Here is a 21,178-nt window from a genome sequence, read left to right as displayed (position 1 = left end):
CGATGAACCAGCACGTCAGCAATCTGCAGCCAGCGACCGAAGGGCCGATCCTCGAGATCGAGAACCTGTCGATCTCGTTTTTCACCCGCAAGGGCGAAATCCCAGCGGTGATGGACTTTTCCTGTTCCGTCATGCCGGGCGAAGCCATGGGCATCGTGGGGGAAAGCGGCTGCGGCAAGTCCACCGTGTCGCTCGGGATCATGCGCGACCTGTCCAATGTCGGGAAGATCGTGGGCGGCCGCATCAAGTTCCAGGGTCGCGACATGGGGGACATGTCGGATGAGGAACTGCGCGCCATTCGCGGCAACAAGATCGCGATGATCTATCAGGAGCCCATGGCGTCGCTGAACCCGGCCATGCGGGTTGGCCAGCAGCTCATGGAAGTGCCGATCATCCACGACAAGGTTTCAAAGGAAGAAGCCTACCAGCGTTCGCTGGAAATGGTGCGGGCGGTGAAACTGCCCGACCCCGAGCGCATGATGCGGTCTTACCCGCACCAGCTGTCCGGCGGACAACAGCAGCGCATCGTGATCGCCATGGCACTGCTCTCGAAGCCGGCGCTGTTGCTGCTCGACGAGCCCACCACGGCGCTCGATGTGACGGTGGAAGCCGGCATCGTGGAACTCGTGAAGGGGCTCGGCAAGGATTACGGCACGTCCATGATCTTTGTGTCGCACAATCTGGGGCTGATCCTGGAAACTTGCGACCGGATCACGGTGATGTATTCCGGCGAAGCCGTGGAAACCGGACCGATCAAGGACGTTTTCGACCATATGCGGCACCCTTATACGCAAGGGCTGTTCCGCTCGATCCCGCTGCCTGGCGCCGACAAGAACAGCCGGCCGCTGATCGCCATTCCGGGACAGTTGCCGTTGCCGCATGAACGGCCGCAAGGCTGCAACTTCGGGCCGCGCTGCCACCACTTCACGCCAGGGCTCTGCGACGCGGCGGAAATCCCGATGATCGACGTGCCAGGCCAGCCTGCCCATGCCAGCCGCTGCATCCGCTTCGACGAGATCGACTGGAGCGCGGTGCCGGAAGGCGCCAAGGCAGCCAAGCCGAGAGTGGAGCCCGGGGCTCCGGTACTCAAGGTGCACGACCTCAAGAAGTATTATCAGGTTGCAGCCAACGCGATGTTCGGCGGCGCAGAGTCGCGCACGGTGAAGGCAAACGAGTCGATTTCCTTCGAAGCGCGCGAAAGCGAGACCGTCGCCATCGTGGGGGAGTCCGGCTGCGGCAAGTCCACGCTCGCCAAGGTACTGCTTGGGCTCGAAACGGCGACATCGGGCGAGGTCACGCTCGGCAACAAGCCGATCCAGGCCACGGCCATCGAGACGCGCGACGTGGACACCATCTCGTCGATCCAGATGGTGTTCCAGAACCCCTTCGATACCCTCAACCCCAGTCACAGCGTGGGCTCGCAGATCATCCGGACGCTGGAGAAATTCGGCGTTGGCAAAACCGTGGCCGAGCGGCGGCAGCGCATGTTCGAGCTCCTGGACCTCGTGAAGCTGCCGCGGGCCTTTGCCGTTCGCAAGCCGCGCCAGTTGTCCGGTGGGCAGAAGCAGCGCATCGGTGTGGCGCGCGCGTTTGCAGGGCGCGCCAAGGTGGTGGTCGCGGACGAGCCAGTTTCGGCGCTGGACGTGTCCGTGCAGGCGGCAGTGACCGAACTCTTGATGGACATCCAGCGTGAGTCGAAAACGACCATGCTGTTCATCAGCCACGACCTTTCGGTTGTGCGCTATATCGCCGACCGTGTTGTGGTCATGTATCTCGGCTATATCGTGGAGCAGGGCACCACGGATCAGATCTTTTCGCCGCCCTATCACCCTTATACCGAAGCGCTTTTGTCCGCGATCCCGATCGCAGACACGAGCGTGGTGAAGAAGCACATCGTTCTCGAAGGTGACATTCCGTCCGCGATGAACCCGCCGTCAGGGTGTCCGTTCCAGACACGCTGCCGTTACAAGCCGCTGGTGCCGGACAACCTTTGCGAAACCCAGGTGCCGCCGTTGCGGGATCTCGGGGAGGGCCACCGAAGCCTTTGCTGGCTGCCGGACGAGGAACTCGCCCGGATGGACCCGGTGATCAGCTTCGCGGGCAACCATGATGATCCGGCTTCCGCCGCTCCAGACGAAAGCCATGCGCTGCCGGTTCATGCCGGAATCCCTGTTGAGCAGGACCTTGCCGACGACGAGCCGCTTACGCCCGCGGAGGCGGACAAGCGGCGTGCTTCTGCACCGGTGCATGGCTCGCGTGCGGTCTCGGCCGTGCCGGGAGAGTCAGCGCCTGAGAAGCTGCAAACGGAAGCGGGGGATGGGCGTCAGGCCGCCAGTGCGGAAGTCATGCCCGGCCTCGCATCAGCGGCGAAGGAAGACGCAGCGGACGTGCATGCCGCAGGCAAGCAGCGCCGTGCCGTCAAGACGGCATCTTCGCCGGCAGAAGCGCGACGGTTGCTCGGGCTCGAGCGCCCCTGAGACATTGAGCCCGGCAGGCGTGCCAGGCTCAATGCAGTCGATCGGTCCGTCAGGAGGTGGTGACGGTGTTGCGGCTGCAACCTTGCTTGCCCGACGAGGAGCCGGGATCTGCGGAAGCCGGCAGAACAAGCAGCGCCTGAGCCGCCAGGGCCAATGCAACAACAAGAATACGCATGGTCAGTCTCCTCGGTTAAACCCAGGAAGCCTCCTCCCTGCCGTTGCGGAAAGCAAACGGGAATCGGAGGCCTCGCGAGAGGTTGAACGGAACGACCCTGATGTTCGCGCATTGTTCTTGCCAACAATGAGGTGCCCCATGGCTGATGATGAAGACCTGAACCCCAAGAACCACCCCACGGACAACGCAGAAAAGGATCCGGATGACTGGGTCACCGGTGACGAGCCGATGACCGGGGCACAGCGGTCCTATCTCAAGACCTTGTCCGAGAAGGCGCATGATCCCGACGCCTATGACGAAGATCTTTCCAAAGCCGAAGCATCCAAGCGGATCGACGCGCTGCGAAGCAAGGCTGGACTGGAGAGCTGAAGCGACATCGTTTTTAGCTGGAGCGGCAAATAGGATCGGCCATCTGCCGCTCCCGTGCAAATCCGCGCGCAAAACGCCGCTTTTCTGATAGTGGCCGCTGTTCGCGCGGGCGACGTTCGGTTCATGACAAACGAACCGAGACGTCGCCGATCCGCCGACCGTGCCAACAAGGGCAGCACCGCTATTCCGCAGTTGCCGCTGCAAGCCCTGCGCAATCCCTACAAGCCGATGGAGATCCTGTCGGCTGACCAGGTGGAGGCGATCCATTCTGCCGCGGTCCACATTCTGGAGAAATTCGGCATCGAGGTCATGAGCCCTCGGGCGCTGGCGCTTTTCGAGAAAGCTGGCGCCAAGGTCAACCACGCCACGCAAACCGTGCATGTAGACCGCGCGATGGTGGACGAGGCGCTGAAAACGGCACCGTCGTCCTTTACGCTGACCCCGCGCAATCCAGAGCGGGTCGTGCGGCTCGGGGGCGATGCGCTGAACTTCACGCTCGTTGCCGGTCCGCCTAACGTGCACGACCTGGAGCGGGGCCGCCGGCCAGGAAACCTTAGGGATTATTGCGACCTGATCCGGCTGGCGCAGCATTTCAACTGCATCACCATGCTCGGCAATCAGGTCTGCGCCCCCGTCGAGCTGCCAGCGAACTCAAGACACCTTGATACCTACCATGCCAACCTGACGCTGACCGACAAGAGCTTTCATGTGTCGGCGATTGGCCGCGGCCGGGCGCTGGACGGCATCGAAATGATGGCGATCGCGCGCGGCATGTCGCTGGAAGAGATGCGCGAAAGCCCCGCGCTGACCACCATCATTTCCGTCAACTCGCCGCGCCGCTTCGACGATGCCATGGCCGATGGGCTCATGACGATGTCCGAGCATGGGCAAGCGGTGTGCATCACGCCCTTCACCCTGATGGGTGCCATGAGCCCGGTCACCTTGGCGGGCGCTCTGGCGCAACAGAATGCGGAAGCCTTGTTCGGCGTGGTGCTGTCGCAACTCGTCCGGCCGGGCGCTCCGGTGATCTACGGCGCCTTCACTTCCAATGTCGACATGCGCTCCGGCGCGCCCGCCTTCGGCACGCCAGAAAACACCAAGGCAAACATTGCGTCTGGGCAGCTGGCCCGCCGCTACCGCCTGCCTTACCGCACCACCAACGGTTCGGCTTCCAACGCGGCCGATGCGCAGGGTGCTTACGAAACGCTGATGAGCCTGTGGGGTGCTGTGCTCGGGCATTGCAACCTCATCTACCACGCCGCCGGGTGGCAGGAGGGCGGCCTCACCGCTTCCTTCGAGAAGTTCATCATCGATGTGGAGATGATCCAGCACATGATCGAAACACTGCGTCCGATCGAAGTCAACGACGCCGAGCTCGCGCTGGATGCTTTGGGACGGGTGCCGACGGGAGGGCATTTCTTCGGGGAAGCGCATACGCTGGAACGCTATTCCACGGCGTTCTACCAGCCGATGCTTTCGAACTGGCAGAACTTCGAAAGCTGGCAGGAAGCAGGCAGCCTCGACGCGACGCAACGCGCCACAAGGCTTTGGAAAAAAGCGCTCGAGGACTTTGTCGAACCGGCGCTGGATCCGGCGCGCCGGGAAGCGCTGGATGCTTATGTGGCCAAGCGAAGGGAGGCCATCGGCGCAGGCGAGCCCTAGTCGTTCCAGGCTTCATTCGCTTCTCGTTTGATGCTAAACTGACGTTGTTGCTGCGGGGGCGGTTTCGATGATCCTGAATTATTCTTGGGCGGTGTGGCTTGCTTGGCTGCTCGGCGCCTTCTTTGTTGTGGACGGCGTGCTTAATCTCGTCGGCATCAAGCCGGTCAAGAATTCGTTCAAGCGATGGAACCTGCCTTCCTGGTTCCATCTCTTCAACGGCCTGGTTCAGCTCGTGACCGGGCTTCTGGTGCTCTGGTATCCAACCCGCCCGCTCGGCCTGCTCCTGGGCGCACTGATTTGCCTCGCGATCTTTGCGATCCTGGCGCGTCATCGCGATTGGGGCCACTTCCCACCATCCGTCATCCTGTTGATCGTGATCCTGGTGGATGCCTGGGGTCTGCGCCTGATCTGACCCGTCGTACGAGCCATAAAGCGGGTAATGCAGCTCCTGTTTTTGACCAGTTGATAAAAATCCAGAGCGTGTTAGCGTTCCTCAAAAGCCAGCGTTAAGCCAGCTAGGGGAACATTGATGGACGAGCGCCTCCTTCAGGATGGCATCGTGGGCAATCGGCTCTCGCCGCCCACCTATGCCGAAAACTTCGCCGATCTTCATCCGCCGCTTGATCAGCACGAAGCGCTTGTGGAAAGCGACCGCTGTTACTTCTGCTACGACGCCCCGTGCATGCAGGCGTGTCCGACCACTATCGACATCCCGTTGTTCATCCGGCAGATCTCGACCGGAAATCCGCTTGGTGCAGCCAAGACGATCTTCGACCAGAACATCATGGGCGGCATGTGCGCCCGCGTTTGCCCGACCGAAACCTTGTGCGAAGAAGCCTGTGTTCGAGAGCTCGCGGAAGGCAAGCCGGTCAAGATCGGTCACCTTCAGCGCTATGCCACTGACGCGGCAATGGCCAAAAACAAGCAGTTCTACCAGCGTGCTGCCCCGACCGGAAAGCGCATCGCCGTTGTTGGCGCCGGGCCAGCCGGATTGTCAGCAGCCCACCGTCTGGCCCTGCACGGCCACGAGGTGATCATCTTCGATGCGCGCCCGAAGGCGGGTGGCCTCAACGAATATGGAATAGCGGCCTACAAGAGCACCAACAACTTTGCCCAAGCGGAGGTCGACTACGTCACCGCCATCGGAGGCATTGAGATCCGCGAGAACATGGCTCTTGGCCGTGACTTTTCGTTGGACGATCTCCGAGGGGAGTTCGATGCGGTCTTCATCGGCCTGGGTTTGGCTGGCGTGAATGCCTTGAGGGCGGACGGCGAAGACCTGCGCGGCGTGGAGAACGCGGTCGACTTCATCGCCGCCTTGCGACAGGCCGAAGACAAGGGCGTTTTGCCGATCGGGCGGCGCGTGGTCGTGATCGGAGGCGGCATGACCGCGATCGATGCGGCCGTGCAAGCCAAGCTGCTCGGCGCCGAGGAAGTGACGGTTTGTTACCGCCGCGGCCAGGAACAGATGAACGCGTCCGACTATGAGCAGGAGCTTGCGAAAGCGAATGGCGTGGTGATCCGTCATTGGTTGCAGCCCAAGCGCGTGCTTGCAACGGATGGACGCGTTTCCGGCATCGAGCTTGAATACACCGCCCTTGCCGATGATCGCCTGGCTGGTACGGGAAGAGCGCTCGTGCTCGAAGCCGATCAGGTCTTCAAGGCAATCGGCCAGTCCTTGGATGCGTCACTTTGGAGCGACGCCGGTTCTTTTCTCCAGAACGGGAAGATCAAGGTGGATGCCGAAGGACACACGTCCATTCCGAATGTTTGGGCGGGTGGCGACTGTGTCGCCGGCGGTGAAGACCTCACGGTCTGGGCCACGCGACAGGGGCGGGATGCCGCCGAAAGCATTCACCGCAGCCTGACCGCGCAGCGCGCCCCGGCAGCGCCGGCGGCCCTCGAACTCGCCTGAGGAAGATCACCCATGGCTGACATTCGCAACAACTTCATCGGCATCAAGTCACCCAATCCGTTCTGGCTGGCATCCGCGCCGCCTACCGATAAGGCCTACAACGTCGTGCGCGCCTTCAAGGCTGGCTGGGGCGGGGTGGTCTGGAAGACGCTCGGCGAGGAGGGGCCGCCTGTCGTCAACGTCAACGGCCCCCGCTATGGCGCCATCTGGGGCGCCGACCGCCGACTGCTTGGCTTGAACAACATCGAGCTGATCACCGACCGGCAGCTGCAGGTCAACCTGCAGGAAATGAAGCAGGTCAAAAAGGACTTCCCCGACCGAGCCATCGTCGCGTCCATCATGGTTCCTTGCGAGGAAGAGGCGTGGAAGGCGATCCTGCCGCTGGTGGAGGATACCGAGGTCGACGGCATCGAGTTGAACTTCGGCTGTCCGCACGGCATGAGCGAGCGCGGCATGGGCTCGGCTGTGGGCCAGGTGCCCGAGTACATCGAGATGGTGGCGCGCTGGTGCAAGCAGTACACCCGCATGCCCGTGATCGTGAAGCTGACGCCAAACATCACCGACATCCGCTACCCCGCACGTGCCGCAAAGCGCGGCGGGGCCGATGCGGTGTCGCTCATCAACACCATCTCCTCCATCACCGCAGTCAACCTCGACACGTTCTCGCCCGAACCGTCAATCGACGGACGCGGCAGCCATGGCGGCTATTGTGGTCCGGCAGTGAAGCCGATCGCCCTCAACATGGTGGCGGAGATCGCGCGCGACCCGGAAACACGCGGACTACCCATTTCCGGCATCGGCGGTGTCACGACCTGGCGCGATGCAGCTGAATTCCTGGCGCTGGGAGCTGGCAATGTGCAGGTCTGCACGGCAGCGATGACCTACGGCTTCAAGATCGTCCAGGAGATGATCGAGGGACTCAAGAGCTGGATGGACGAGAAAGGGCATGCCACGCTGGACGACGTGATCGGCCGCGCCACGCCCAACGTGACCGATTGGCAGTACCTCAACCTCAACTACGTCACGAAGGCGCACATCAACCAGGATCTGTGCATCAAATGCGGCCGCTGCCATATCGCCTGTGAAGACACCTCTCACCAGGCGATCACCAACATCGTGGATGGTCTCCGCCATTTCGAGGTGATCGAGGAAGAGTGTGTCGGATGTAATCTGTGCGTGAACGTGTGTCCGGTGGAGGGTTGCATCGACATGGTGCCGCTCCACGCCGGCGAACTCGACCGTCGCACCGGCAAGATCGTACAGCCGACCTATGCCAACTGGACGCAGCACCCCAACAACCCGATGGCGCAGAAGCCTACACCGGTACAGGTACCGGAACAGGAGGTTGAGCCAGCAGAGTAGGCGTGGCGGAGTAGAGGCGTCCGCTGATGGCGGCTACGGCCTCAGGCCATCCATGAAGAGTTGCTCCAGGAACCGCGCGGCATCCTCGAAGCGCCCGTCGGCGCCCTTGTCAGGTCCAAGCACTGTGCGAACCTGAGTGTCAAAGTCCGCGTAGTGCTGTGTCGTCGCCCAGACCGCGAAGATCAGGTGGTAAGGGTCCGTGCGGCGGATCTTTCCATCCTGCATCCATTGGCGGATCAGCAGCGCTTTTTCGTCCACCAGAGCTTTCAGGTCGCCCCTGATCATTGGCAGAATCCGGGGTGCGCCTTCCAGGATCTCGTTGGCGAACAAGCGGCTTTCCCGCGGAAGGTCCCGCGACATTTCGAGCTTGCGTCGGATATAGCCGCGCAGTTCTGTCAGGGGATCGCCTACATCGTCGAGGTCCCGCAATGGCTGCAGCCACGTGTCCAACAGGCGCTGCATCAGCGCGGCGTAAACGTCCTCTTTGCGGCGAAAATAATAAAGCAGGTTCGGCTTCGACATGCCGGCTGCGGAGGCGATCGCATCGATCGTGGCGCCGCGGAAGCCAAGGCGGGAGAAACAATCCAGGGCTGCTTCGAGGATGGCCTCGCGCTTGGCAGCCTGGATGCGGGTTTGCGGCACTGGCGCGTCCATCGTGAACTGCGGATCTCCAAGCTTCGAAACAGCAGGGTTCTGGACCAATATACTGGACCAGAGCGTTCCCCCGCGTGGAACGTCCGGTTGCCGTCCGCCTTCAGTAGTATTGCCTTGACCGCCCCAACCGCAATGCTAACCTTTGTCCGCTCGGTCAAAAATTGCCGGCAGCTAAGCGTCTGTTCTGGATGCTCTTTCTGTCGTGGGGAACAGAACAAGGAGATCGAAGCATGCTGAATCGGGTGAATGCCCCCAACGACCTTTCTGCTTTCTGGATGCCCTTCACGTCCAACCGGCAGTTCAAGCAAACGCCGCGCATGTTGGTTGCGGCCAAGGACATGCACTACACCACGGCGGATGGTCGCCAGGTGATGGACGGCACAGCCGGCCTTTGGTGTGTGAATGCGGGCCATTGCCGCCCGAAGATCGTGGAAGCGATCCAGCATCAGGCCGCCGAACTCGACTACGCTCCGGCCTTCCAGATGGGCCATCCCATCGCTTTTGAGTTCGCCAACCGCCTTGTTGACATGGCGCCCGTTGGCTTGAACCACGTATTCTTCACCAATTCCGGTTCGGAATCGGTGGAAACCGCGCTCAAGATCGCGCTCGCCTATCAGCGGGTGAAGGGGCAGGGCGCACGTACACGCTTGATCGGTCGCGAGCGTGGCTACCACGGCGTGAACTTCGGCGGTATCTCGGTCGGCGGCATTGTCGGCAATCGCAAGATGTTCGGCACGCTTCTGACTGGCGTTGACCACCTGCCGCACACCCATCTTCCCGCCAAGAATCAGTTTACCCGCGGCGAGCCGGAGCATGGCGCAGAACTCGCCGACGAACTGGAGCGGATCGTGACGCTGCATGACGCGTCGACCATCGCTGCCGTGATTGTTGAGCCTGTTTCCGGCTCCACCGGCGTCCTGATCCCGCCGAAAGGCTACCTGCAGAAGCTCCGCCAGATCTGCGACAAGCATGGGATCCTTCTGATCTTTGACGAGGTCATCACTGGCTTCGGGCGCCTCGGCACCCCGTTCGCCACCGATTATTTCGGCGTGAAGCCGGACATCATGATCACCGCCAAGGGTGTCACCAACGGCGTGATCCCGATGGGCGCCGTGTTCGTGACGAGCGAGATCCATGATGCGTTCATGACCGGGCCCGAGCACATGATCGAGTTCGCCCATGGCTATACCTATTCGGGCAACCCGATCGCCTGCGCAGCCGGTCTCGCGACGCTGGAAACCTACAAGGAAGAAGGGCTGCTGGAGCGCGGACCTGAGATCGCGGGCTATTGGGAGGATGCACTGCACTCCCTGAAGGGCGAACCGCATGTGATCGACATCCGCAACATCGGCCTTGTTGGCGCGATCGAGCTTGAGCCGATCGCCGGCGAGCCGACGAAGCGCGCGTTTTCAGCCTTCCTGAAGGCGTTCGAGCGCGGCGCCCTGATCCGTACCACGGGCGACATCATCGCGCTGTCGCCGCCGTTGATCATCAGCAAGACCCAGATCGACGAGTTGATCGATCATGTTCGCGAAGTGCTGCGCGCGATCGACTGATGCAGTTCGGGCTGCCCGGCAGCGGTCTGCTGTCGGGCAAGCTGCGGCTCTCGCGTAGCCAAGACGTAACGTTCAAGTTCAAGGAGATGCGATGGCGGCGCCCGGCGAAAACCTGCGGATCAACCCGGACCGGCTATGGGACAGCCTCATGGATATGGCAAAGATCGGACCAGGTGTTGCCGGCGGCAACAACAGGCAGACGTTGACCGACGAGGACGGCGAGGGGCGCCATCTCTTCCAATCCTGGTGCGAGCAGGCAGGTCTGACGGTGGCCGTGGATAGCATGGGCACGATGTTTGCCCAGCGCGAGGGCACCGACCCGGATGCGCTGCCGGTTTATGTCGGCAGCCACCTGGATACGCAGCCGACCGGCGGAAAATTCGACGGCGTATTGGGCGTGCTTGGCGGCCTTGAGGTCATTCGCTCCCTGAATGATCTCGGCATTCGAACAAAGCATCCGATCGTTGTCACCAACTGGACAAACGAGGAGGGCACCCGGTTCGCCCCCGCCATGCTGGCGTCCGGCGTTTTCGCGGGTGTGCTGGAGCAGGACTGGGCCTATGCGCGCACGGACGCCAAGGGCAAGACCTTTGGCGCCGAGCTTGAGCGCATCGGCTGGAAGGGCGAGGAGCCGGTCGGCTCGCGCAAAATGAAAGCCTTCTTCGAGCTTCACATCGAGCAGGGCCCGATCCTCGAAGACGAAAACATCGATATCGGTGTGGTCACCCATGGCCAAGGCTTGAAGTGGCTTCAGGTCACGCTGACCGGCCGCGAAGCCCACACCGGCTCGACGCCCATGCCCAAGCGTCGCAACGCCGGTCTCGGCATGGCGCGGGTCACCGAACTCGTCCACGAGATTGCGATGGACTACCAGCCGGACGCCGTTGGCGCGATCGGCCACATTGAAACCTATCCGAACTCCCGCAACATCATCGCCGGCAAGACGGTCTTCACGATCGACATTCGGTCTCCCGACAAGGAAACGCTGGACGAAATGGATGAGCGCATCCGCGACGGGGTCGCCACGATCTGCGAGGCCCTGGATATCGCCTATGAGATCGAGCAGGTCGGCCATTTCGATCCGGTGACCTTTGACGAGGGCTGCGTTGCAGCCGTCCGCGGTGCTGCAGAGCGGCTCGGCTATAGCCACCGCGACATCGTTTCGGGGGCCGGGCATGACGCCTGCTGGATCAATCGCGTGGCTCCCACGGCGATGATCTTCTGCCCTTGCGTCGATGGCCTCAGCCACAATGAAGCTGAGGAGATTACGCGGGAATGGGCGGCTGCGGGTTGCGACGTCCTGTTTCACGCCGTGGTAGAGACGGCAGAGATCGTCGCATAGGGAGCATCGCCGACGGTAGCGGGTGGCTGCACCTGCCGGTCCGCCCGGACAAAGAACAAACAAGAGTTGGGGAACTCGATGTCCAAAGTCATCAAGAACGGCACCATCGTCACCGCAGACCTGACCTACAAGGCGGATGTGCTGATCGAAGGCGGGGTGATCACGAAGATCGGTCAGAACCTTTCCGGCGACGAAAGCTTCGATGCCACCGGTTGTTATGTGATGCCGGGCGGCGTCGATCCGCATACGCATCTCGAAATGCCCTTCATGGGCACCTATTCGGCGGATGATTTCGAAAGCGGCACCCGCGCGGCCTTGTCCGGCGGCACTACGATGGTGGTGGATTTCTGCCTTCCGTCTCCGGGCCAGTCGCTGCTCGACGCCATCAAGATGTGGGACAACAAGTCGGCCAAGGCGTGCTCCGACTACACGTTCCACATGGCCGTGACGTGGTGGGGCGAACAGGTGTTCAACGAGATGGCGGAGGTCGTGGACCGCGGCATCAACACCTTCAAGCACTTTATGGCCTACAAGGGCGCGCTGATGGTGGATGACGACGAGATGTTTTCCTCGTTCCAGCGCTGCAGCGCGCTTGGTGCGCTGCCGCTCGTCCATGCCGAAAACGGCGACGTTGTTGCAGCGCTCAGCCAGAAGCTTCTGGCCGCGGGCAACAACGGTCCGGAAGCGCATGCCTATTCGCGCCCGCCAGAAGTGGAAGGTGAGGCGACCAACCGTGCCATCATGATCGCCGACATGGCCAACGCGCCGCTCTACGTCGTCCATGTGTCCTGCGAACAAAGCCATGAGGCGATCCGCCGGGCGCGCCAAAAGGGCATGCGCGTGTTTGGCGAGCCGCTGGTCCAGCATCTGGTGCTCGACGAAAGCGAGTACATGAACAAGGATTGGGACCATGCGGCCCGCCGCGTGATGAGCCCGCCTTTCCGCAACAAGCAGCATCAGGATTCGCTTTGGGCGGGCCTGCAATCCGGATCGCTTCAGGTCGTGGCCACCGACCATTGCGCGTTCACCACCGAACAGAAGCGCACGGGGGTTGGCGACTTCACCAAGATCCCGAACGGCACGGGTGGCCTGGAGGACCGCATGCCGGTTCTTTGGACCCGCGGCGTCGCCACCGGCCGGTTGACGATGAACGAGTTCGTTGCGGTGACCTCCACCAACATCGCCAAGATCCTCAACATGTACCCGAAGAAGGGTGCCATCCTCGAAGGCTCTGATGCCGACATCGTTGTGTGGGACCCGAAGCGCTCCAAGACGATCTCGGCCGGTGCGCAGCAATCGGTGATCGACTACAACGTTTTTGAAGGCGTTGAGGTCACAGGTCTCCCGCGCTTCGTGTTCACGCGCGGCGAATGCGTGGTGGAGGAACAGAAGGTCGATGCGCGGCCCGGCAGCGGGCAATTCGTGGAACGCGCTCCTTTCCCGGCAGTGAACCGCGCCTTGTCGACCTGGAAGGAGATCACGGCGCCACGAAAGGTGGAACGGACCGGCATTCCGGCTTCGGGCGTGTAAGCCATTCTTCATGCACAACCCTGCCAGCCAGCTTCAACCAGCCAGCCCAGCCGTGCCGCCCGCCGTTTCCGCGCGCGGCCTTGGCCTCACCTTCGAAACCAATGACGGCCCCGTTCAAGCGCTGGCCGATGTGGACCTGACGATCAACAAGGGTGAGTTCGTTTCCTTTATCGGACCTTCCGGATGCGGGAAGACAACCTTTCTGCGCGTCATCGCCGATCTGGAGCAGCCCACGCAGGGCGCGATCTCCGTGAACGGCATGAGTCCCCAACAGGCACGGGAGCGCCGCGCCTACGGCTACGTTTTCCAGGCGGCTGCCCTTTACCCTTGGCGCACCATTGAAAACAACGTGGCGCTGCCGCTCGAGATCATGGGCTTTTCGGCCGCAGACAAGCGGGCGCGCATCGCTCGCACCTTGGATCTCGTCAATCTCACCGGCTTCAAAAAGAAGTTTCCCTGGCAGCTTTCCGGCGGCATGCAGCAGCGTGCTTCCATCGCCCGGGCTCTGTCTTTCGATGCCGACCTTCTCCTGATGGACGAGCCTTTTGGCGCGCTGGACGAGATCGTTCGCGATCACCTGAACCAGCAGTTGCTGGAGCTTTGGGAGCGAACAAGCAAGACGATCTGCTTCGTCACCCATTCCATTCCGGAAGCTGTTTATCTTTCGACGCGCATCGTGGTGATGTCGCCGCGGCCCGGGCGTGTGACGGACGTGATCGAGTCCGATCTTCCGCGGGACCGGCCGCTCGACATACGCGAAACACCGGCGTTCCTGGCGATCGCCGCCCGCGTGCGGGATGGTCTGCGGGCGGGGCATTCCTATGATGAGTGAGGGGCCTGATGCGCGCGCGGGGTGATGGTCGCGTCTTGCCGGTTGCGATCATTCTGCTCGCCATCCTGGCGATCTGGTATGTCGGCACCTACGCGATGAACGCTCCATTCCAGCGCGATCTCGATCGTCGCGGCGGTGTCACGCGAAGCAGCACCGACTTCTTCATCGCCACGATGACACAGCCGAAACCAACGCTACCGGCACCGCATCAGGTGGCGACGAATGTATTTGAAAACACCTTTCTGCGGAAAATCACCAGTAATCGCAGTCTGGTCTACCATGCCGGCGTGACGCTGGCCTCGACCCTGCTCGGCTTTGCCATCGGCACCGCGCTCGGCATCCTGATTGCGGTGGGCATCGTGCATTTCGTATCGCTCGACCGCAGCTTGATGCCGTGGCTGATTGCTTCGCAAACCATCCCGATCCTCGCCTTGGCGCCCATGATCATCGTGGTGCTGGCTGCGGTGAACCTCACCGGGCTTCTGCCGAAGGCGCTGATCTCGACGTATCTGTCCTTCTTTCCGGTGGCCGTCGGCATGGTGAAGGGGCTGCGCTCGCCGGACCTGATCAACCTCGACCTGATGCGGACCTACCATGCATCCGGGGCCCAGACCTTCTGGAAGCTCAGGCTGCCGGCCTCGGTGCCGTTTCTTTTCGCATCCATGAAGGTAGCCATTGCCGCCAGCCTCGTTGGCGCCATCGTGGGCGAACTCCCGACGGGAGCGGTGGCCGGGATCGGCGCGAAGCTGCTGGCGGGATCCTATTACAGCCAGACGATCGATATGTTCGCCGCGTTGATTGCCGGCAGCGTTGTTGCGCTTCTGCTGGTGACCGCCGTGGATCTTGCCAGTCGTGTGGTTCAGCGGCGGATGGGAGCCCGCACGGCATGAAGTCGCTCCAGTTGTGGCAGCCCTGGGTGGTTCTCCTGCTTCTTGGCATGGCCTGGCTCGGTTTGCCCTTCCATAGCGCTGACCCGTCGCCCGGGCTGGAAGCCACCGTATTCATCCTGCTGCTTCTCGGTGCCGCGGCCGGCGCCATGCCGGTGCCGAACTGGCTCCGCTTGATTGTTCTTGCGGTTGCGCCCCACGCCACGGCCTGGCTGCTGATCCGGTCGCTTCTTGAGCGACCCGGCAGCGCCGATGACTCCTTCTTCCTGGCGCTTGCAGCGGCTTGGCTGCTCGCCTGGCAACTGGTTGCCCTCCTTTCTGCGGTTCGCTGCAGGCGGCGCGACGTTCAAGCGTCCTTGGCGCTCATCATCCCGATGCTTTTCGGGGCCTGGATCCTGCTCTTCTGGGAAGCGTTCACGCGCGGTCTCGGCATCCCTTTCATCCTCTTGCCGCCACCAAGCGCGATCTTTGCGCGGCTCGTGACATCGCTGCCGGTGATCGCCGCCGACGTGAACCAGACCATCTTCAAGTCGGTGCTGGTGGGCTATCTCCTCGGCTGCGGCGCGGGCTTCCTTGTTGCGATCCTTGCCGACCGCATTCCCTTCATGCGCCGGGGCCTGCTGCCCATCGGCAACATGGTGTCCGCGCTGCCCATTATCGGCGTGGCGCCCATCATGGTGATGTGGTTCGGCTTCGACTGGCATTCCAAGGCGGCGGTGGTCGTCATCATGACCTTTTTCCCAATGCTGGTGAACACCGTTGCCGGTCTTTCCGTGACCTCCAGCATCGAGCGCGACCTCATGCGGACCTACGCCGCGGGCTATTGGCAAAGCCTTGTCAAACTGCGGCTCCCGGCCGCCGCGCCCTTCATCTTCAACGCCCTCAAAATCAATTCCACACTTGCGCTGATCGGCGCTATCGTTGCCGAATTCTTCGGCACACCGGTGGTGGGGATGGGGTTTCGCATCTCGACCGAAGTGGGCCGCATGAATGTGGATATGGTTTGGGCGGAGATTGCCGTTGCGGCGGTGATCGGCTCACTCTTCTACGGCGTCATTGCGCTTGCGGAGCGCTCGGTGACGTTCTGGCATCCGTCCTTTCGCTCCGGAAGGGCGTAACTTCAGAGGGAAAAAACAATGAAGAAAATGATGGGACTTTTGCTGGGTGGCGCAATGGCGCTCGCAGCCGGGCAGGCCTGGGCTGCAGACCCGGTCACATTGCAGTTGAAGTGGGTCACGCAAGCCCAGTTCGCCGGTTACTATGTTGCCGAAGAAAAAGGCTTCTACGACGAGGAGAACCTCGACGTCACGATCAAGCCAGGCGGGCCGGATATCGCTCCGGAACAGGTAATCGCGGGCGGGGGTGCGGATGTGGTGGTGACCTGGATGGCCGCCGCCCTGTCGGCTCGCGACAAGGGCGTGCCGCTCGTCAACATCGCCCAGCCCTTCGCCAAGTCCGGCCTTCAGATGGTGTGTCCGAAGGATGGACCGGTGCAGACCGAGGCAGACTTCAAGGGTAAGACACTCGGTGTCTGGTTCTTCGGCAACGAGTATCCGTTCTATGCCTGGATGAACAAGCTTGGGCTTTCAACGGAAGGCGGGCCGGAGGGCGTGACGGTTCTGAAGCAGAGCTTCGACGTGCAGCCGCTGGTGCAAAAGCAGGCCGACTGCATCTCCGTGATGACCTACAACGAGTATTGGCAGGCGATCGATGCCGGCTTCAAGCCGGAAGATCTCGTTGTCTTCAACTACACCGAACTCGGCAACGCGATGCTGGAAGACGGTCTCTATGTCATGGAAGACAAGCTCCAGGATCCTGCCTTCAAGGACAAGATGGCCCGCTTCGTACGCGCTTCGCTGAAGGGCTGGGAATATGCCAAGGAAAACCCGGAAGAAGCCGCGGAAATCGTGGTCGACAACGGGGGTCAGGACGAGAACCACCAGAAGCGCATGATGGGTGAGGTGGCGAAGCTGCTCGGCGATGGTACCGGCAAGCTTGACCAGCAGGCCTACGAGCAAACGGCCAAGATGGTGGTGGACCAGAAGATCGTGTCCAAGGCTCCGGAAGGTGCCTACACCAACGAAATCGTTGAAGCGGCGCAGCAGTAAGCGTCGTCATCGACCCGATAAGAAGAAGGGGCGGTGTTGAACCGCCCCTTCTTATGATTGGAGTAGCGGACGTGGTCCGTTGCTCACCTCGGTCCGGCTCGGTTTCACCGGAATTCGAGCGGCCATTGAATGCAAACAGCGTCATCAGCATCAGTCCTGCTCTTCGGCATCATCGTCTCCCTCGAGCCTCTTGCGCAGCGCCAGAAGGACTCGGTGCGCTGTCTGGATGTCCTCGACGTCCAGCCCGTCAGCAAGCGCGTTGGCGGCAGGGTCGTAGGAGCGGATCGCGGCCTCATAGGTCTGCTGACCTTTCTCCGTTAGAGCAACAAGCTGCGCCCGTTTGTGGTGTGGGTTGGGCGCGAAGGCGACCAGCCCGTCCTTGTGCAGGTCATTGATGATGCGCTGAACATTCTGACGGTTCGCACCAAGGTCACGGGCGAGCCACGCCACCGGCTGCGGACGCTCGGCATAAACGATCGCACCAAGAACCTGCCAGCGTGCGCTGGTGAGCCCCTGCGGTGCGACGAGGCGATCGCCCCAGGTCAGGGTCCGGTTGTTTGCCCGGAACATCGTGAGGATCAAATCAGTCAAGGCGGCTCCGCCCGGGGTTCGCCGGACCTGGTTCATACGGCTCCTCCTTTACAACTTGACATTATGATGTCGATGCGTAACTATGCTGACGTACTTTAAGCATGATGACAAGGCGAGGCGCAAGCACCATGATCCGGATCATCCATCGGATAACAGGCACGGTCGCGCTTGGCCTGATTGCGACTTTCTGGCTCTCGACAGTGCTGTCGGAGCTGCTCGGTTCGCAGGCTGCAGTCGTCGCCGTCAAAACCACGATCCCATGGGGCTTCCTTTTGCTTGTCCCGGCACTGATCGCAGTCGGAGGTTCGGGGTTCGCCCTGGCTCAGGGGCGACGGCGAGGATTGGTCGGAGCTAAGGCCAAGCGCATGCCGGTGATCGCTGCCAACGGCATTCTGGTGCTGATCCCGTCAGCCCTGTTCCTCGCCTCCAAGGCTGGCGCCGCCGCGTTCGACACGAGCTTTTATGCAGTGCAGGTGCTCGAACTTCTGGCCGGCGCGGTGAACATCACGCTGCTCGGGCTCAACATGCGGGACGGCTTGAAGATGAGGCAGGGCCGACTGCGCCATCGGGCCGCGTGAAATTCAGCTTTGGTCCGCTGCCATCCTCTGCAGCAAAGGCAAACCCCAAAAGTTGCCATGGCTCTGGGGGTTTGCCGCGAGCGTGAACGTCGCAGTCCACGCTCCGGTCTGACGCTCGATGCGTGTCCGATCAATGACCTGTCGCGGCGGAAGGGCCGTGTATGCCCACCCAGCCGAGATAGGTTTCTAGGAAGCCGAGCTGTTCCGGAAATTCGCCGATGGCGCCTTCGAGCAGCATCTTCAGCGCGACATACAAGATCACCAGCAGGCCGATCCAGGCGATCCACCGGTACTTGTGCAGCAGGCGCGCGACGAACGTAGCTGCCAGACCCATGAGGGCGATTGAGAGAACGAGGCCGATGATGAGCACCGTCGGGTGCTCCATCGCGGCGCCGGCAACGGCCAGCACGTTGTCGAGGGACATCGACACGTCGGCAATCACGATCTGCCACGCGGCCTGCGCGAAGGTCTTGCGCGGAACGGCGCCGGTGGTCTTCCCCTCGGCGTTCATCAACGCTTCGGTGGCTTCTTCTTCCTGCTCGTGGCTGACGCTGAGCTCGCGATACATCTTCCAGCAGACCCAAAGCAGCAGCAGGCCGCCTGCGATCAGCAAAATGGGACCAATGGCCAGAAGCCACGTGGTGATCAGGGCAAAGCAGATGCGTAGAACCGTGGCAGCGATGATGCCGACAAGGATGGCGCGCTTGCGCTGATCTGCTGGCAGTCCTGCCGCGGCCAACCCGATAACGATGGCGTTGTCACCCGCCAGAACGAGATCGATCGCCATGACCTGAAGCAGCGCCCAGAACCCAGCTGCTGTGAAGATTTCCATGGAAAGACTTATCCTGTTGTTTTGGCCAAATTAGCGTGAGGGCCGGGGATGCAAAGGGTGCAGCAGCAGCTTTGCTGCTGATGAGCGCTATCGGGTGTCGGCCATGGATGTTTTCCGCTCCGCAGCGATCAGCCACAGATTGCGGATGTAGATGAAAAGCCCCATTCCCTGGCCGGCGATGAACACCGGATCCTGGCGCTGGATGGCGTAAACGAGGAGGAGCGCCCCACCGAAGAGCGAAAAGGACCAGAAGGCCACCGGCACCACAGATCGTTTGGCGCGCTCGGAAGCCAGCCACTGCACCACGAAGCGCATGGTGAACATAAACTGCGCGACGAACCCCAGCAGGATCCAGCCGTCGAATTGCACAACGAAGGTGTCGTGCAGCCAGGTGGAGAGATGCGACAGGGCTTCGATCATGATTTTACTTCCGCGACCTTCGGGACCCTTTTGCGTCGACGCAGTAGCCACCAAACGCCAAACAGGTCGAGCACCCCGCGCAGGCCGCGGTCGAAGATGCCGTAGTTGGAAACGCCGTGTCGGCGCGGTCTGTCGACCACCTCGATGTGCACGACGTTGAAGCCTTCGCGGATCACGAGGGCGGGGAGGTAGCGGTGCCAGCCGTCGAAAAAAGGTAACTGCTTGAAGAGGTCCGCATGGAGCGCCTTCAAACCACACCCGGTGTCCGTGGTGTGGTCCTTGAGGATGGTTTGCCGTAGGCTGTTGGCGAAGCGCGACGCCATCTGCTTGGCGGGAGAATCCTTGCGCCGAACCCGCTGACCGGCGGCAATCCCGGTTCCGGGGCCGCCGCTCACCAGCGCATCTGCGAGCGCGGGGAGATAGGCCGGGTCGTTCTGGCCGTCGCCATCGATGGTGAGGATGATCTGGCCATGCGCTGCAAACACGCCCGATCGTACGGCGGCGCTCTGCCCGGCTGACTGATCATGGCGGATCTGGCGCAGGGTCGTGGCTTCCTTGCGCAACTGCGCAAGAACCTGGGGAGTGCGATCGGTTGATCCGTCGTCCACCACGATGGTTTCGTAAACGCGTCCAGCCAGGGCCGCGTTGATCTCGGCAAGCAGGATCGGCAGGTTCTCTGCTTCATTGCGACAGGGGATGACCACGGACAGCATCAGGTCTTTGCTAGCGGGCATAAAACGGCAGGTTCCGGCAAAAAGTCGCGCCTTCTAGCACCGCTTGGCCGGCAAGGTCACGCATCGCGTGATCGGGTCTTGCCCTGTGCACCGGTTTTCGGCCGCCGGCGTGTAAGCCAAGCGCCGGGATCTCAGGCTCCAAGCGCCCGATCGGCCCAGTTCGCGAAATCCGCCATGATGATGTTGCGGTTGAGCTCGTTGAGGCCCTCGTGGCGCGTCCCCCCGTAACGTGTTGTTTCGAGATTCGAAAACCGCATTTGCTTCAACCGCTTGCCCAGCGCCTCCACCACGGCTCCACCTTTGGTGACAGGATCTTCTGCGCCGCTCACGAGCTGGATCGGCATCGAGCGCGGCACGTTCAACCAGCGTTGGCGATCGGCGGCGCTTTCGGTGAGCGCGAGAAGGTCGAGCCACAAGGAAACGGACCCGTTCCAGCCGCAAAGCGGATCGGCGGCATAGGCGTCAACCTCAGCCTCGTCGTGGGACAGCCAGTCGAAATCCGTTCGCCGGTTCGGGATCTGGTTGGCCCAGGCGTAGAACGTGGCGCGGGGCATCACAATCGATGGCACATCGGAACCCATTCTGAACCGTTCCCAGGCAAGCAGCGTTCGCGCCAAATACAAGCTGACCCCTGCCGAAGTGGGGCCGTTCCAGATCGCGGCACCCGCAAGCGCTGCGCCACGGCTTTGCAACAAGGCAATCGCGACCAGGGCGCCCATGGAGTGGCCGAACACGATCTGCGGCACCTCCGGCCAGCGCTCCGTTGCAAGGTCAAGAACGGAGGCGGCATCCTCGATCACCTTCGCGGCACCCTCGGTTGCTGCGAAACGGCCTCGCGGTGCGTCTGCGGCTTTGGTGAACCCGTGCCCCCGGTGGTCGTGCGCGAGAACATGGTAGCCCCGCCCGCCGAGGAACGCGGCAAAGCGCTCGTAGCGGGCCGCATGCTCCGCAAGACCATGATTGATCTGCACCACGCCCCGGGCATCCCGAGCCTCGCTAACGTAAAGGCGAAGATCGGCGCCGGTGGCGCTGTGCAGGGTCATGGGATCGAACGACAAATGCATCACCTTGGGGTTTGGGACGAGCTTAGCAGATCGCGATCTGCGTTACTGGTTCGAATATCCGCCGCGGACATTCGATGCACGCCAGCCGCA

20 protein-coding genes and 1 pseudogene are annotated in these 21,178 nt (G+C 62.0%); 14 read left to right on the top strand and 7 right to left on the bottom strand.

The features are described 5' to 3' along the window. Positions 1 to 2 precede the first annotated feature (2 nt). On the top strand, positions 3 to 2,477 hold the full coding sequence (locus J5Y06_RS11335) for an ABC transporter ATP-binding protein (RefSeq protein ID WP_245247784.1): 2,475 nt from the start codon (positions 3 to 5) through the stop codon (positions 2,475 to 2,477). Between the two features lie 49 nt (positions 2,478 to 2,526). Here the strand turns inward: J5Y06_RS11335 and J5Y06_RS23300 are convergent, their stop codons facing one another. Beyond that, positions 2,527 to 2,652 (bottom strand): hypothetical protein, encoded by a 126-nt coding sequence (locus J5Y06_RS23300; RefSeq protein ID WP_280819033.1) that lies wholly within the window; start codon positions 2,650 to 2,652, stop codon positions 2,527 to 2,529. Positions 2,653 to 2,790: 138 nt separating this feature from the next. Between J5Y06_RS23300 and J5Y06_RS11330 the strand changes: the two genes are divergently transcribed. From J5Y06_RS11330 to preA, 5 genes and pseudogenes are all read left to right on the top strand, one after another. Next, the gene (locus J5Y06_RS11330; RefSeq protein WP_209335274.1) at positions 2,791 to 3,021 is read left to right on the top strand and encodes a DUF3072 domain-containing protein; all 231 of its coding nucleotides are present in this window, start codon (positions 2,791 to 2,793) and stop codon (positions 3,019 to 3,021) included. Between the two features lie 123 nt (positions 3,022 to 3,144). Beyond that, positions 3,145 to 4,683, top strand: a complete 1,539-nt coding sequence (locus J5Y06_RS11325; protein WP_209335273.1) for a trimethylamine methyltransferase family protein — start codon at positions 3,145 to 3,147, stop codon at positions 4,681 to 4,683. A 58-nt stretch (positions 4,684 to 4,741) separates the two neighbouring features. Next, positions 4,742 to 5,095 (top strand): annotated as a pseudogene (locus J5Y06_RS11320) (DoxX family protein); the annotation flags it as partial. Between the two features lie 117 nt (positions 5,096 to 5,212). Next, positions 5,213 to 6,598 carry an NAD(P)-dependent oxidoreductase gene (locus J5Y06_RS11315; protein ID WP_209335271.1) on the top strand — a complete coding sequence of 462 codons (1,386 nt, stop codon included), beginning with the start codon at positions 5,213 to 5,215 and terminating at the stop codon, positions 6,596 to 6,598. Positions 6,599 to 6,610: 12 nt separating this feature from the next. Beyond that, on the top strand, positions 6,611 to 7,960 hold the full coding sequence (gene preA / locus J5Y06_RS11310; RefSeq protein WP_209335270.1) for an NAD-dependent dihydropyrimidine dehydrogenase subunit PreA: 1,350 nt from the start codon (positions 6,611 to 6,613) through the stop codon (positions 7,958 to 7,960). A 33-nt stretch (positions 7,961 to 7,993) separates the two neighbouring features. On the opposite strand, the gene J5Y06_RS11305 is transcribed toward preA, so the two are convergent. Beyond that, positions 7,994 to 8,614 carry a TetR family transcriptional regulator C-terminal domain-containing protein gene (locus J5Y06_RS11305; RefSeq protein ID WP_209335269.1) on the bottom strand — a complete coding sequence of 207 codons (621 nt, stop codon included), beginning with the start codon at positions 8,612 to 8,614 and terminating at the stop codon, positions 7,994 to 7,996. 230 nt (positions 8,615 to 8,844) lie between these two features. On the opposite strand from J5Y06_RS11305, the gene aptA reads away from it, so the two are divergent. The 7 genes from aptA (at position 8,845) to J5Y06_RS11270 (ending at position 16,869) form a co-directional block, all read left to right on the top strand. After that, positions 8,845 to 10,170 (top strand): omega-aminotransferase AptA, encoded by a 1,326-nt coding sequence (aptA, locus tag J5Y06_RS11300; RefSeq protein WP_209335268.1) that lies wholly within the window; start codon positions 8,845 to 8,847, stop codon positions 10,168 to 10,170. 91 nt (positions 10,171 to 10,261) lie between these two features. Continuing rightward, positions 10,262 to 11,512, top strand: coding sequence for a Zn-dependent hydrolase (locus J5Y06_RS11295; RefSeq protein ID WP_209335267.1), 1,251 nt, complete (start codon positions 10,262 to 10,264; stop codon positions 11,510 to 11,512). A gap of 78 nt (positions 11,513 to 11,590) precedes the next feature. Further along, complete coding sequence (gene hydA, locus J5Y06_RS11290; protein WP_209335266.1) at positions 11,591 to 13,042, top strand: dihydropyrimidinase; 1,452 nt, start codon at positions 11,591 to 11,593, stop codon at positions 13,040 to 13,042. Between the two features lie 10 nt (positions 13,043 to 13,052). Further along, the gene (locus J5Y06_RS11285; RefSeq protein ID WP_209335265.1) at positions 13,053 to 13,874 is read left to right on the top strand and encodes an ABC transporter ATP-binding protein; all 822 of its coding nucleotides are present in this window, start codon (positions 13,053 to 13,055) and stop codon (positions 13,872 to 13,874) included. 8 nt (positions 13,875 to 13,882) lie between these two features. Next, positions 13,883 to 14,764, top strand: coding sequence for an ABC transporter permease (locus J5Y06_RS11280; protein WP_209335264.1), 882 nt, complete (start codon positions 13,883 to 13,885; stop codon positions 14,762 to 14,764). After that, positions 14,761 to 15,879, top strand: coding sequence for an ABC transporter permease (locus tag J5Y06_RS11275; RefSeq protein WP_209335263.1), 1,119 nt, complete (start codon positions 14,761 to 14,763; stop codon positions 15,877 to 15,879). Before J5Y06_RS11280 ends, J5Y06_RS11275 begins: the two co-directional genes overlap by 4 nt. Positions 15,880 to 15,897: 18 nt before the next feature. Then, positions 15,898 to 16,869 carry an ABC transporter substrate-binding protein gene (locus J5Y06_RS11270; protein WP_209335262.1) on the top strand — a complete coding sequence of 324 codons (972 nt, stop codon included), beginning with the start codon at positions 15,898 to 15,900 and terminating at the stop codon, positions 16,867 to 16,869. Positions 16,870 to 17,019: 150 nt separating this feature from the next. Here the strand turns inward: J5Y06_RS11270 and J5Y06_RS11265 are convergent, their stop codons facing one another. Further along, positions 17,020 to 17,496 carry a MarR family winged helix-turn-helix transcriptional regulator gene (locus tag J5Y06_RS11265; protein ID WP_209335261.1) on the bottom strand — a complete coding sequence of 159 codons (477 nt, stop codon included), beginning with the start codon at positions 17,494 to 17,496 and terminating at the stop codon, positions 17,020 to 17,022. Between the two features lie 92 nt (positions 17,497 to 17,588). On the opposite strand from J5Y06_RS11265, the gene J5Y06_RS11260 reads away from it, so the two are divergent. Continuing rightward, the gene (locus tag J5Y06_RS11260; protein WP_209335260.1) at positions 17,589 to 18,038 is read left to right on the top strand and encodes a hypothetical protein; all 450 of its coding nucleotides are present in this window, start codon (positions 17,589 to 17,591) and stop codon (positions 18,036 to 18,038) included. 130 nt (positions 18,039 to 18,168) lie between these two features. Here the strand turns inward: J5Y06_RS11260 and J5Y06_RS11255 are convergent, their stop codons facing one another. The 4 genes from J5Y06_RS11255 to J5Y06_RS11240 all read right to left on the bottom strand — a co-directional run bounded on the left by J5Y06_RS11255 (position 18,169) and on the right by J5Y06_RS11240 (position 21,067). Beyond that, positions 18,169 to 18,870 carry a TerC family protein gene (locus J5Y06_RS11255; protein ID WP_209335259.1) on the bottom strand — a complete coding sequence of 234 codons (702 nt, stop codon included), beginning with the start codon at positions 18,868 to 18,870 and terminating at the stop codon, positions 18,169 to 18,171. 87 nt (positions 18,871 to 18,957) lie between these two features. Then, the gene (locus J5Y06_RS11250) at positions 18,958 to 19,290 is read right to left on the bottom strand and encodes a lipid-A-disaccharide synthase N-terminal domain-containing protein (RefSeq protein WP_209335258.1); all 333 of its coding nucleotides are present in this window, start codon (positions 19,288 to 19,290) and stop codon (positions 18,958 to 18,960) included. Next, entirely contained in the window at positions 19,287 to 20,024 is a 738-nt protein-coding gene (locus J5Y06_RS11245) for a glycosyltransferase family 2 protein (protein WP_245247783.1), read from the bottom strand. The genes J5Y06_RS11250 and J5Y06_RS11245 overlap by 4 nt, the downstream gene beginning before the upstream one ends. Positions 20,025 to 20,155: 131 nt before the next feature. Next, a complete protein-coding gene (locus J5Y06_RS11240) occupies positions 20,156 to 21,067 on the bottom strand; it encodes an alpha/beta fold hydrolase (RefSeq protein WP_209335257.1) in 912 nt (303 codons plus the stop codon). Positions 21,068 to 21,178: the final 111 nt, after the last annotated feature.

It is taken from the genome of Tianweitania sediminis, from assembly GCF_017813335.1.
GTDB classification, from domain to species: domain Bacteria; phylum Pseudomonadota; class Alphaproteobacteria; order Rhizobiales; family Rhizobiaceae; genus Tianweitania; species Tianweitania sediminis.
The sequence above is the reverse complement of the archived record's forward strand: the minus strand, read 5'-3'. Positions and strand labels throughout refer to the sequence as shown.

Coding starts and splice junctions, on each gene's coding strand:
- J5Y06_RS11325 (WP_209335273.1), top strand. CDS start 3,145: ATGACAAACGAACCGAGACGTCGCCGATCCGCCGACCGTGCCAACAAG.
- J5Y06_RS11295 (WP_209335267.1), top strand. CDS start 10,262: ATGGCGGCGCCCGGCGAAAACCTGCGGATCAACCCGGACCGGCTATGG.
- J5Y06_RS11280 (WP_209335264.1), top strand. CDS start 13,883: ATGCGCGCGCGGGGTGATGGTCGCGTCTTGCCGGTTGCGATCATTCTG.
- aptA (WP_209335268.1), top strand. CDS start 8,845: ATGCTGAATCGGGTGAATGCCCCCAACGACCTTTCTGCTTTCTGGATG.
- J5Y06_RS11315 (WP_209335271.1), top strand. CDS start 5,213: ATGGACGAGCGCCTCCTTCAGGATGGCATCGTGGGCAATCGGCTCTCG.
- J5Y06_RS11275 (WP_209335263.1), top strand. CDS start 14,761: ATGAAGTCGCTCCAGTTGTGGCAGCCCTGGGTGGTTCTCCTGCTTCTT.
- J5Y06_RS11255 (WP_209335259.1), bottom strand. CDS start 18,870: ATGGAAATCTTCACAGCAGCTGGGTTCTGGGCGCTGCTTCAGGTCATG.
- J5Y06_RS11240 (WP_209335257.1), bottom strand. CDS start 21,067: ATGACCCTGCACAGCGCCACCGGCGCCGATCTTCGCCTTTACGTTAGC.
- J5Y06_RS11330 (WP_209335274.1), top strand. CDS start 2,791: ATGGCTGATGATGAAGACCTGAACCCCAAGAACCACCCCACGGACAAC.
- J5Y06_RS11260 (WP_209335260.1), top strand. CDS start 17,589: ATGATCCGGATCATCCATCGGATAACAGGCACGGTCGCGCTTGGCCTG.
- J5Y06_RS11250 (WP_209335258.1), bottom strand. CDS start 19,290: ATGATCGAAGCCCTGTCGCATCTCTCCACCTGGCTGCACGACACCTTC.
- J5Y06_RS11335 (WP_245247784.1), top strand. CDS start 3: ATGAACCAGCACGTCAGCAATCTGCAGCCAGCGACCGAAGGGCCGATC.
- J5Y06_RS11245 (WP_245247783.1), bottom strand. CDS start 20,024: ATGCCCGCTAGCAAAGACCTGATGCTGTCCGTGGTCATCCCCTGTCGC.
- J5Y06_RS11285 (WP_209335265.1), top strand. CDS start 13,053: ATGCACAACCCTGCCAGCCAGCTTCAACCAGCCAGCCCAGCCGTGCCG.
- J5Y06_RS11270 (WP_209335262.1), top strand. CDS start 15,898: ATGAAGAAAATGATGGGACTTTTGCTGGGTGGCGCAATGGCGCTCGCA.
- preA (WP_209335270.1), top strand. CDS start 6,611: ATGGCTGACATTCGCAACAACTTCATCGGCATCAAGTCACCCAATCCG.
- J5Y06_RS11305 (WP_209335269.1), bottom strand. CDS start 8,614: ATGGACGCGCCAGTGCCGCAAACCCGCATCCAGGCTGCCAAGCGCGAG.
- J5Y06_RS23300 (WP_280819033.1), bottom strand. CDS start 2,652: ATGCGTATTCTTGTTGTTGCATTGGCCCTGGCGGCTCAGGCGCTGCTT.
- J5Y06_RS11265 (WP_209335261.1), bottom strand. CDS start 17,496: ATGAACCAGGTCCGGCGAACCCCGGGCGGAGCCGCCTTGACTGATTTG.
- hydA (WP_209335266.1), top strand. CDS start 11,591: ATGTCCAAAGTCATCAAGAACGGCACCATCGTCACCGCAGACCTGACC.